Annotated in this window: 10 protein-coding genes; all 10 read left to right on the forward strand. The window is 37.7% G+C overall.

Features of this window, described 5'->3' with window-relative positions; all coding sequences use genetic code 11:
• Window positions 1–353: 353 nt before the first annotated feature.
• A complete protein-coding gene (locus tag DWY37_RS03180) occupies window positions 354–1,592 on the forward strand; it encodes a serine/arginine repetitive matrix protein 2 (RefSeq protein ID WP_118542322.1) in 1,239 nt (412 codons plus the stop codon).
• A complete protein-coding gene (locus DWY37_RS03185) occupies window positions 1,592–2,242 on the forward strand; it encodes a CHC2 zinc finger domain-containing protein (protein WP_118542320.1) in 651 nt (216 codons plus the stop codon). The genes DWY37_RS03180 and DWY37_RS03185 overlap by 1 nt, the downstream gene beginning before the upstream one ends.
• The gene (locus tag DWY37_RS03190; protein ID WP_118542324.1) at window positions 2,202–3,557 is read left to right on the forward strand and encodes a virulence-associated E family protein; all 1,356 of its coding nucleotides are present in this window, start codon (window positions 2,202–2,204) and stop codon (window positions 3,555–3,557) included. The genes DWY37_RS03185 and DWY37_RS03190 overlap by 41 nt, the downstream gene beginning before the upstream one ends.
• A 218-nt stretch (window positions 3,558–3,775) precedes the next feature.
• Entirely contained in the window at window positions 3,776–3,979 is a 204-nt protein-coding gene (locus DWY37_RS03195; RefSeq protein ID WP_243093017.1) for an excisionase, read from the forward strand.
• A gap of 131 nt (window positions 3,980–4,110) precedes the next feature.
• Window positions 4,111–5,160, forward strand: a complete 1,050-nt coding sequence (locus DWY37_RS03200; RefSeq protein WP_118542318.1) for a dsDNA nuclease domain-containing protein — start codon at window positions 4,111–4,113, stop codon at window positions 5,158–5,160.
• A complete protein-coding gene (locus DWY37_RS03205; protein ID WP_118544461.1) occupies window positions 5,144–6,820 on the forward strand; it encodes a hypothetical protein in 1,677 nt (558 codons plus the stop codon). The genes DWY37_RS03200 and DWY37_RS03205 overlap by 17 nt, the downstream gene beginning before the upstream one ends.
• 200 nt (window positions 6,821–7,020) lie before the next feature.
• Window positions 7,021–8,166: a tyrosine-type recombinase/integrase gene (locus DWY37_RS03210; protein WP_118542310.1), complete on the forward strand. Its 1,146-nt coding sequence runs from the start codon at window positions 7,021–7,023 to the stop codon at window positions 8,164–8,166.
• A gap of 260 nt (window positions 8,167–8,426) precedes the next feature.
• Window positions 8,427–9,719 (forward strand): ATP-binding protein, encoded by a 1,293-nt coding sequence (locus DWY37_RS03215; RefSeq protein ID WP_118542308.1) that lies wholly within the window; start codon window positions 8,427–8,429, stop codon window positions 9,717–9,719.
• Between the two features lie 208 nt (window positions 9,720–9,927).
• A complete protein-coding gene (locus DWY37_RS16235) occupies window positions 9,928–10,182 on the forward strand; it encodes a zinc ribbon domain-containing protein (RefSeq protein ID WP_256385701.1) in 255 nt (84 codons plus the stop codon).
• Window positions 10,183–10,414: 232 nt separating this feature from the next.
• Window positions 10,415–11,686, forward strand: coding sequence for a 23S rRNA (uracil(1939)-C(5))-methyltransferase RlmD (gene rlmD / locus DWY37_RS03225; protein ID WP_118542306.1), 1,272 nt, complete (start codon window positions 10,415–10,417; stop codon window positions 11,684–11,686).
• The last annotated feature ends 94 nt before the right edge of the window (window positions 11,687–11,780 follow it).

Below are 11,780 nucleotides of genomic sequence, written 5' to 3' on the forward strand. Positions count from 1 at the left end.
TCAAGGCTGCTTTTTCGTTTACACCAACTCCGATTGTTTCCTTAACAGTTTATAGGGATGATTCAATAATTATTTTTGAATGAAAAAAGGTGCGAAGCACCCTAGTCCGTCCAGGGGTTCAAATGGTCCGGTGGACCATTGCTCTGAACCGACCGGAGCGGAGCGAAGACCCAGCGGGCCCATAGATGTGTTGTGACACATCGTATTGGGTTATTATCTGTCACGCTTCGCTCAGATATCGTAGCTTTGCTACGAAAAGAAAAATTGAATTTGTGAAGAAATCAGCAAGGGCTGAAAAAAGGAATCGAGAAAATCGGTTCCTTTTTTTATGCCCGGAAAAGGAGAAAATTGAGATGGAAAAGAAAAAAGTGAGAGCAACTAGGACAAATGGTCGCAAAGACAGTAATGGTGTATTCAAGGCAGGTCATAATGACCGGTCATTTAATCTTGAAAATGCAGGGCATGTTGATGCTGACAGGAGCAAATGGAATGTTTACTGGGACTATCTGCAAGGATATAACCTTGTGGATGAAAATGGAGTCCGACCGGAAAGAAAATATTTATTTGATGAAGTTGAATACCTTTATTATCACAAACAATTCGGAGATTCCATAGATGCACAAAATGAGAGGCATGAGAAGTCCAGACATACGGAAAGAATAAGAAATGTCAGGCAGATCATGGAGGATTCACGCACCTGTCCCGAAGAGACGATTTATCAGCTTGGAACCAAAGATGGATATGAAGATCCGGCAGTTTTTGTTAAGGTGGCAGCGGAATTGTTTGAGGTGATACAGGAGAAATATGGATCACATATGCAGATTCTTGATTGGGCTTTGCATATGGATGAAGCAACACCCCATATTCATGAACGTCATGTTTTCTTTGCAGATGATGGTTATGGCATGAACTTCCCCAAGCAGGAGAAAGCATGTGAAGCAATGGGCTTTCATCCTCCAAAACCGGATAAAAAGAAAAATAAGACCAATAATTGCAAAGTAAGTTTTGATGAAGAAGTCAGGCGTCTGTATATTGAAATTGCAGAAAAATATGGTGTGATAATTGAGAAAGATCCATTGACAGGAAAAAAACACTTGGAGAAAAATGATTTTATTATAGCCAGACAAGAAAAGGAAATCGAGAGTCAAAAGAATAAATTAGAGGAACTTACATTAAAACTGAATGATATTGATATTCTGGCACAGGAAGTGGCTGAGAAGGCATATGAACGGGCTTGTGAGGTGGTTACAGATACTGTGAGGACGGAAACAACTCTTGAAGATATTTCGACCATAGAAAATATGAGGGACAGGCTGACCGGCAAAAACTCATCTTTATCATCAGGTCAGAAGAATTTCTCAAAAAATATATTGAATCGTCTGGTTGATCTGATTTCGAAAAAATCAAAGGAAATCACGGTTGCCATTTCACAGAAGCTGTTATCTCCGTCAATTAAGCAGAAAAATGAGAAAGAAATTGCTTCTGTGGCACGCTCCTCAATAAAAATGAGATTGGCTGAGATGAAAAAAAAGGCTGATCAGAAAAATGACGATCACAATCAGAAAAAGCAATCGGAAAGAGAGGTGCGTTGATGGATGTATTCCGTGTTGTTAAAGATAATGTTACCGCCAGACAGGTGGCAGAATATTATGGTATGAAAATCGGTCGAAATGGGATGGCTTGTTGTCCGTTCCATGATGATAAGCATCCCAGTATGAAACTGGATAAAAGATACTATTGCTTTGGATGTGGGGAAAAAGGAGATGCAATTGATTTTGTTGGTAAGTACTTTGGTATGACATCCAAAGACGCTGCCATGAAAATAGCAGATGATTTTGGCTTGGAATATAAATCTGAAAAGTACAAGCCTCCGCAAAAGCCGTTAAAACCAAAGAAAACTTTGGAACAGGAATTTCGTGAGGCACAGGATTATTGTTTTAAAGGTTTGTCGGATTATCTGCATCTATTAAAAGAATGGAAAATTAAATATGCACCTAAGAGTATGGATGAGGAATGGCATCCACTCTTCTGCGAAGCTCTGGACAACATTGACCAGACGGAGTATCTGCTGGATACCCTGTTAAATGGCGATGTTCGTGACAGAGCTTTTTTAGTGCAAAATCAGGGAAGAAAGGTAAAAAGTATTCATGAACGAATTAGAGAATTTAACAACCGCAGAGAGAAATGCATTACAGGAGGCTCTGAAAGAAAACAGAGAGCCCATGAGCGTGAACGAGGTTAAGGAAATGCTGCTTCGGACAGAAAAGGGAGCTGTGAAAAGCACGATTGGAAATTGTCTGATCGTGCTTCAGAATGATCCATATCTGACAGGAGCACTTGCTTATAATCTTCTGGCGGTAAAAACATATATCGTGAAGCCATTATGGTATCAGCGCCCGGAAGGAAGTGCATTGAACGACACGGATCTTGCATATATCCGTTTATATATGGAAAGTAACTATGGACTTACCTGTGAGAAGAAAATCGAAGATGCCGTTACACTGGCGGCACATGAAAATTCATTTCATCCGGTCAGGGAATATCTCAAGGAACTTGTGTGGGATGGAAAGAAACGCATCCGATATTGTCTGCATCATTTTCTGGGAGCCGACATTGATGAGTTCAATTATGAGATATTCAAATTATTTTTGCTGGGTTCTATTCACCGGGCATTTCATCCGGGATGCAAATTTGATGTTATGCTTTGCCTGGTAGGTGGACAAGGTGCTGGGAAAAGTACCTTTTTTCGATTTCTGGCGATTAAGGATGATTGGTTTTCAGATGATCTCCGCAAATTGGATGATGACAGTGTCTTTGAAAAATTACAGGGATATTGGATTATTGAGATGTCAGAAATGATTGCAACTGCAAATGCAAAAAGCATTGAAGAAATAAAGTCATTCCTGAGCAGACAGAAGGAAAATTATCGTATCAGGTATGATAAGTTTGCGTCAGACAGGTTACGGCAATGTGTGTTTGGTGGTACTTCTAATACAATGGATTTTCTGCCTTTGGACAGATCTGGAAACAGACGATTTTTACCGGTTCTTGTCAAGACGGAAGAAGCTGAGGTACATATTCTGGCTGATGAGGCTGAATCAAGAGCCTATATCAAACAGGTATGGGCAGAGGCAATGGAAATCTATCGTAGGGGACAATGGGAATTGAAACTGCCATCGGACATTCAGAAAATGCTCAAGGACAGGCAGCAAAATTTCATGCCGGAAGATACCAAAGCTGGAATGATACAGGCATTTTTGGATGCATATAATGGAAATACGGTTTGCTCTAAGTTATTGTATAAAGAGGCTTTAGATCATCCATATAACGATCCACAGCATTGGGAACTTCGTGAAATATGCGACATCATGAATCAGAGTATTGTTGGGTGGAAATATTTTTCCAATCCAAGAACATTTGCCGGGTATGGTCGTCAGCGTGGATGGGAACGGGATATTTCTGTAACAAAGCCGGACAACAGCGGAGGTATTACACAGGAAAAATTATTTGATGAATTTATTAGTGTAGAAAATCAAGAGGAACTGCCCTTCAAGTAGGCTTTTGTTGTAGGCCGTGTGCATAGTGTGTTGCGGGAATGTTGCCCGGTACAAGCTCTGATTTATCTGGCTTTTCTGTACTTTAACAACAGAAACAACAATAAATATCTAAAAAATATTAGTAGGAAAACAACATATAATTTTGATAAGGAAAGTTTGATGAGCCTTGTTGCAGTATTTTGTTGCAGGGCATTCTCAAACAGACGGTGAAGGAAGAATTGAAGAACAGAGTAAAAGAAAAGGAAATTATACCAGCATTACTGAATATAAAGGAATTTTGTGATTATCTGGGCATTGGAGAGACAAAAGCCCGGGAATTGCTTCATGATCCGGGGAATGGTTTTACTGTGAGGATAGGGAATCGGCTGTACGCTCACAGGGGGAAAGTGGATCAGTGGCTGTTAAAACAACTGTTTATTTGATTTATATGAGAACGTACAGGGTTTAACATATTTTAGGGAATTGAAAATAAAAAGCACTATTTTTATTTGAGGAGAGAATGTATAATAAACTTATCTTATTTGTGAATGATGCTTCATAAGGAGGTGATTTCTTGAATCAGATAGAATATTATATGGGATTACCATGTGATTTGTCTGGTAGCAGATCAAAAAATAGATTTCGATTAGAACTATTGTGGGGCATTAGCAGGATGCTTGAACTTATGGAATCTGCAAATGATTTTACAATTGTTTTTGATTTAGTGTGTGATATTGAAGTACATTTGGATAATGGGTTTGAATTTTACCAGATAAAGACGCACAAAGAGAGCCAACCTAAATATACGGCTAAAAGTTTAGTGAAGGTAAAAGAGGGAGAGCAGGGGTCTATTTTAGGAAAACTGTTTGTGTTAAATACAATAAGTACTGTTCCAGTAAAAACAGTACTTGTTTGTAATGCTCCATTTAAAGCACTTTCTAGTGAGCCGGGAGAAAATTGCCTTGACAGTTTGAGTCAGAGCAATAAATCAGTAATTATAGAAGCTATAAAAAAAGAGTTAGGAACAAAGGATGTGGATTTATCTAACTCATATTATCTTTATACGCCAATGAATTTATTACAGCCTGAGAATGAAATTAAAGGACAGCTTATGGCAACTTTTGAAAAAGTTAAAGGAAGTGAGCCGGTAAATCCTAATGCTTTATATCGGTTGGTGTTCGATGCGGTATCTGAAAAAGCTTGTTATGAATTTGATGCAAATGATTATGAACAAATCAAAAAATTTAAGGGTATTTCTCGTAATGAGTTTGACAGGATGTTAGATGCACATTTATCGAATGAAAAAACAGGAATCAATCAAACGAGAGATTATATTAATCAAATTAAAGGAATTCATGAGAAAAAAAGTTATAAGGATGCCTTAAATTCTTTATTACCTAAGATGGCTCGTTCACGGGTTCTTCAAAATATGGAAATCATGATGGCAAAAACATTGATGGAGTATTCTGAAATATCAGATGTTGAAGAGGCGATAGATATATTAACCGATTCATATCATGATAAATTTCCGGTTGAATATAGTAATGCAGAAAAAACAGTATGTTATATGATAGTAATTCATAAATATGTGGAAGGAGGATATGATAATGAGATTAATATTTAGAGAGTTGTTTATTTTTTCCCCTTCAGAAAAGAAGGCAAAGAAGGTAGAATTTACAGATGGAATAAATATCATTACCTCCAGTCAGGAAGATGGAACGGACAGAGGAAAATCTGTAATAATGAGAAGTCTTTATCATACTATGGGAGCAGAAGGTTGTTTTGAAAAAAATTGGGAAGGCAAGGATAAAGTATATGTATTGAAAATTGATATAGATGGTATAGGGTATTATATTTATAGATCAGCAGAATTATTTAAATTTTTTAGTGAGAATAAAGAAGTATTATTTACATCGGTAAGTAGCAGAGAATTGTCAGAAAAACTTAAGCGTTACACCAATTTTGCAGTACAGCTGCCTAATAGAAGCGAAAAATTAGAAGTGACACCTCCTGCATACAATTATTTACCATTTTATATAGATCAAGATCATTACGAAGGAAATAATTATGCTGCATTTAAAAATTTAGGACAGTATGTGGGTTTTAGAGAAAATGTTTTGTTTTATCATTTAGGTGTATATAACGAAGAATATTTCGAACTAGTACATAGTCGAGATGAGATAAAAGAGAAAAAAGCACAGAGTGAATCGCAGCTTGAAATATTTAAGGCAATGATTGAAGGTCTTGACAAAAAACTTGCAGGAGTATCGGTTTCTTCTAGTTATGAGGCATTGAGAAAAGATGTTGCTATATATCAGAAAGAGTATGCAGAGGTTTTGGATAAGTTGAGTAAGAGCAAAAAGAAGTTAATTGATTTGAGAAATCACTTATACGAAACAGAGCAGATGTTGAAGGAGATTGAGGATGTTTCTAAGGAGAGTGAAAAGAAAATAAAGAAACTTCGTAAGCATATATGCCCGGAATGTAGAACGGAATTGGCAGATACTATTCAGTTAAAAAGCAAAAATTATAATTTAATAGAAGATGCAATTTTGATAAAAAATGATTTGCAAATCTCTCTTCTTGAATATCAGAGGCAAATTGAAAAAGAAGAAAAAATGTATAAAGAACTCTTAGAACAAATGTCTGCATACGAAAAAAAACTAAAGATTAATAATGAGAAAACAGATGATGTCCTTAGACAAAAAGGATTGTCAGAATTAAGGGATGAGGTTGTTTCAGAGCAGATTGAAGTGATTGATGCAATAGAAACTGCTAAGGCAGAACTAAAGGCTGTAGGAACAAAAATCAATGCTTATGGAACAAAAAAGAAGCGGGTAGAAGCGCAGTACTATGAGCATATGATGACAGCGAGAACACAATTTGGTTTAAATGAGTTATCTCCAGATAGCTTTAAAAAGATTACCAATTCCGTAAATGCAAGTGGTAGTAATAAGAATATAGCTACAATAGTATGGTATATTACTATTTTGGAACTCAGAAAAATGTTTAATAAAGAGGCTATAGAGTTTCCAGTGGTGTTTGATAGCCCAAACAATGTAGAAACAGACAATCAAAAAAAGTACGGATTAGTACAGTATATTACTAATAAATGCGATTCGGGACAATTGATTTTATCATTACTGGGATTTAATGAAAAAGATATTGAGCCAGATAAACAAGTACACATTATCACACTTACCAATGATAAGTACAAATTGTTAGATTCAGAGTCATATGAATTATATAAAGATTTATTAGATGAATTGTGTGATGCATCATAGTAGCAAATATGGTGGAATGTGGTTGTGTAGCAAATTATTAAATAAATGCTTGAAAGGCGGTAGGTCGTGGCAGATCTACTGCTTTTTTGTTGCAAAACTATTATCTAAAAAGGCATGGAAAAAGAATAGTAAATGCGTTAAACTTATGGAGATAGAACATACACGTTTTTCCCATGAGTTTTTTTATTGGAGGACAACAAGTGGGAAAGACAAATAAAGGAAAAGAACTGGGAAATGCCATCTATCAGAGAGCAAATGGCACTTACGAAGCGAGATATATTGATCGCTTTGGAAAACAGAGAAGCGTGTATGGCAAAACAATCACAGAGGTGGGAAGAAAACAGAGAGAGAAAATCTTTGAGAATGAAAAGCAGATCAATGTCATAGATACAAAAATGACGTTGGATGAATGGTATGATAAGTGGATCACTGTATGCAAGAAGCATTGTCGTACCACTACCAAAAGAACTTATGAGATACAATATAATCGGTTAAGAGAAAGTCTTGGATGGAGAAAATTGACAAGCCTTAATCTGATCGTATTACAGGATGCTTTCAATGAATTGGGTTCGGATAAATCAAGAAGTGACTGTAAGGCTTTGATTGTGGATATTCTGAATCGTGCCGTAGAAGCTGATCTTCTTCTTAAGAATCCGGCAATAGGTATCAATCCTATCATTGATGGAAAAGTGAAATCAGAAAAGCGTATCTTATCAAGAGAAGAGATGGAGATTCTTCTGGAGAACTCCCAAGGTGGGATGATGTATCCAATTTTTGTAGTGGCACTCGGTACAGGGATGCGTATTGGTGAAATCCTTGGATTAACATGGGATTGCATTGATTTTGATAATCGTGTTATCACAGTCAAACAGACCCTTGCTTATCTGCCGGGGGATGGACACAATGCACAGTATGAGTTTCATCAGCCTAAGACACAGGCAGGATTTCGCAAGATTCCAATGATTAAGAAAGTATATGATGTACTTGTGTATCAACAGACCTACAGGAAAGATATTGATACTCGTTTTTCGCCCAGGGAAGGATTTGAAAATCTGGTATTTACGTCTAAGACAAATAATCCAATCAATGCGGCGAATGTCAAAGATTCAATCAATTATATTGTTGCCCGGATTAACAGAGAGAATCCGGATCAGTTTTTTGAACATCTGACACCTCATGGATTGCGTCATACCTTTGCAACGAACTGTATCGAAAACGGAATGGAGCCTAAGACATTACAGAAAATATTAGGTCATAATTCTTTGCAGATGACGATGGATCTGTATTGCCATGTACGAGAAAGTACGCTGACGGATGAGATGGAACGAATAGCGAATTTTATGTAGCCAAAATATGAGTGGTAAGCGAGTGGTAAGATAAGAAATCGAGTGCCAGAAAACCCAGTAAAATCAAGCATTTATTCAAATAACACTTGAAGTTTTTTATGTTCCAGGTTGTGGATGAGATGTAAAATTTTTTGAAAGTGGCAGGTCCTAAGTGGATTGCCACTTTTTTGTGTGTAAAAACACATTGATTTGTACGGAAAAATGTAATATAATACATTAAAAGACACGATGATATTTTGAAGAAGGGAGAGAGCACACATATGAAGCGTAAAATAACTGCTAAATTATATGAATGGAAAAATATGAAAAAAGGCAGAATGCCGTTACTTATTTATGGTGCAAGACAAGTTGGAAAAACGTTTGAAATGCGTGAATTTGGAGCATTATATTATAAAAATACAGTCTATGTAAATTTTGAAACGGACGAAAGAATTGGGAAGTATTTTGATACAGATATTCATGCAGATTATATCATCGCCATATTAGAAAAATATTATCAGGTAAAGATTGTACCGGAAAATACGCTCATTATTTTTGACGAGATACAGATGTGTGAAAGAGCATTAACTTCTTTAAAATATTTTTCAGAAGAGACACCGGAATACCATGTAATAGCTGCCGGAAGTCTGCTGGGTGTAGCAGTCAACTGTGAAAAATATTCATTTCCGGTAGGAAAAGTTCAGATGGTTACCATGTACCCGATGGATTTGGAAGAGGTATTGTGGGCTAAGGGAAAGCAGATGCTTTCGGATACCATACGGGAACATTATGAAAATAATCAGCCGTTAGATGAGATATTGCACGAGGAAGCTTTGCAGGAATTTTATCATTATTGCATCGTGGGAGGAATGCCGGCAGCAGTAAAGGCAGACCTTGCAAAAGACAGTCCATTGGAGCAGACGGAAATTCGTCAGATGCTGTTAAATTCTTATATTGCAGACATGATAAAATATGCAAATCAGACGGACACCGTGCGTATTTTTGAAGCATATGATTCCCTGCCGGCACAGTTAGCAAAAGATGCAAAAAAATTTCAATACAAGCTGATAAAATCAGGAGCACGGGCATCTCAATATGGAGATGCAATTGATTGGCTGATTCGGGCTGGAATTGTGAATAAATGCATGAAGTGCAGTCAGGGATTTTATCCGGTTGCGGCATATCAGGATGTAAGTGCATTCAAATTATATTACAGTGATATGGGTATTATGTCTGCAAGAATAGGAATGACGTTGGAAGCATTACAAAGCATGGAAACAGAGCATTTTCGTGGCATACTGACAGAAAACTATGTTGCAATTGCTTTGAAAACAAATGGTTATGATCTTCATTATTGGGAGTCTGATAATACGGCGGAAGTGGATTTCCTGATACAAAAAGAAAGTCACGTTATTCCGGTAGAGTGTAAGGCTGGTAACCATGTAAAAGCCAAAAGCATGATGGTTTATATGGAAAAATATAATCCTTCGTATGCAATCCGGATTTCAACAAGAAATTTTGGGATGGCAAAAGGAATAAAATCAGTTCCACTATATAGTGTATTTTGCCTCTAAAGTTTTAGTTGCCTTATCGTACAGCAACAGTAAGTTGCTTTTCTGAAACTGAATTTACCGGTATGATATGGATAAAGGAGGTAGCAACGATGGAGACAAAAAATATTATTCAGGAACTTCGTACACAAAGAGGAATGTCCCAGAATGAGCCGACGGGACATATACCTATAACAATATGGATGAATTAATCGACATATGCGTTAAAAACATGGTAAGCGATGATTTTACAGAGGAGCAGGCGCGCGCATATATGAAAGAAATGCTCCCAAAGTTAGATTATTGGAAAAAATATGATGAACTTAGCGACAATGGAGAGTTTGAGGAGTTTAAGCAACAGCTAATAAAGGAAATAAATGAACTTCACATAGACAGGCTTCCTAAGGTTGAAAAATTAAATGCACTGGTAGGAAAATGGCGAAAATCCGGAATTACTTCTTTACAAAAAGAGATGATTGCAGTTTGACTGAAAAAATTAAATAGTGTGAAATGCTGAAGGAACGTCGGTACAGCCTGTATCGGCGTTTTTGTGTATTTGTAAGAAGCTGCAAGTAGCAGGCTCGGCAGGTGCCATTATTTCGCATTTTATTTTAATTCATTTATGAAAATATTTCTGCAATAACCATAGAAAAAGGCTGCTAAATGCGTTAAACTAAAAAACAGTATAGTATTTGAAAAAATAAGGAACGGTACAGGAAATGAGAAAGCCAGAAGAGAACAATAAATTTAGAAAAAAGGAAAATGCAAAAAAGCAGCATGGTTCAAAATCGGAACGTCCGGAAAAACACATCTGCCCACCGGGAGAATGTGACCTTGCAAAAAAATGCGGCGGCTGCCAGTATCAGGGAATGGATTATGAAAAGCAGCTCAACAAGAAACATCGGGAAGTAAAAGAGCTTTTAGGCAGCTTTGGAAAAGTGGAGCCGGTTATCGGAATGCAGGAGCCATTTCATTATCGGAACAAGGTCAATGCTACATTTCAGCGGTTGAAAAACGGAACAGTGATTTCCGGGGCATATCAGCAGGGAACACATTCAGTGGTAAAGATTGATGAATGTCAGATTGAGGATAAGATTGCAGACAGCATCATTTATGATATTCGTGGAATGCTTCGCTCCTTTAAAATAAAAGTATATGACGAGGACAGCGGGTATGGATTGCTGCGCCATGTTCTGGTAAGAAGAGGTTTCCGTACCGGCGAAGTTATGGTTGTTCTGGTGCTGGCATCCCCAATTCTGCCGTCAAAAAACAATTTTGTAAAAGCACTTCGTGAAAAGCATCCGGAAGTTACAACGGTGGTGGTAAATGTGAATGACCGGCGCACCAGCGTTGTCTTAGGGGAGCGGAATATTACTATTTATGGAAAAGGATTTATCGAGGACGAGCTGTGCGGACTTCGTTTCCGCATTTCTCCATCCTCATTCTATCAGGTGAATCCGGTACAGACAGAAATCCTTTATGGCAAAGCCATTGAGTTTGCCGGACTGACCGGAAAAGAAAAGGTAATTGATGCGTATTGCGGCATTGGTACCATTGGCATGGCAGCAGCAGGCAAAGCCGGCTCTGTCATTGGCGTGGAAGTGAACCGTGATGCGGTGCGTGATGCCGTGACCAATGCGAAGCGCAATAACATGAAAAATATCACATTTTACAATGAGGACGCCGGAGAATTCATGGTCAAGATGGCAGCACAGGGCGAAACTGCCGATGTGGTATTCATGGATCCGCCTCGTGCCGGAAGTGATGAGGCTTTCCTATCTTCACTACTACAGCTTTCTCCAAAGCGTGTGGTCTATATTTCCTGTAATCCAGTCACTCAGGCGCGGGACCTGAAGTATCTTACAAGCCAGGGCTACCGGGTGGAGCGGTGCCAGCCGGTGGATATGTTCCCGTGGACGTATCATATAGAAGTTGTGTGTGTGCTTTCAAAACTTAAATCAGGACATCATATATCGACAGAAGTTAACTAGATGATATGAACATGATTTGTGCAGAGAAAAAAGCAATATATGAAGAGCAGATTTAACGTAATTATTAAAATAAATTTTAGTGAGAGGAAACTTT

It is taken from the genome of Roseburia sp. AF25-13LB, assembly GCF_003478915.1.
In the GTDB taxonomy this organism is placed as follows: domain Bacteria; phylum Bacillota; class Clostridia; order Lachnospirales; family Lachnospiraceae; genus Roseburia_C; species Roseburia_C amylophila.

What these genes read in the sequence shown, in the direction of transcription:
- DWY37_RS03205 (WP_118544461.1), top strand. Translation starts at nt 5,144, where the DNA reads ATGAGATTAATATTTAGAGAGTTGTTTATTTTTTCCCCTTCAGAAAAG.
- DWY37_RS03185 (WP_118542320.1), top strand. Translation starts at nt 1,592, where the DNA reads ATGGATGTATTCCGTGTTGTTAAAGATAATGTTACCGCCAGACAGGTG.
- DWY37_RS16235 (WP_256385701.1), top strand. Translation starts at nt 9,928, where the DNA reads ATGGTAAGCGATGATTTTACAGAGGAGCAGGCGCGCGCATATATGAAA.
- rlmD (WP_118542306.1), top strand. Translation starts at nt 10,415, where the DNA reads ATGAGAAAGCCAGAAGAGAACAATAAATTTAGAAAAAAGGAAAATGCA.
- DWY37_RS03215 (WP_118542308.1), top strand. Translation starts at nt 8,427, where the DNA reads ATGAAGCGTAAAATAACTGCTAAATTATATGAATGGAAAAATATGAAA.
- DWY37_RS03180 (WP_118542322.1), top strand. Translation starts at nt 354, where the DNA reads ATGGAAAAGAAAAAAGTGAGAGCAACTAGGACAAATGGTCGCAAAGAC.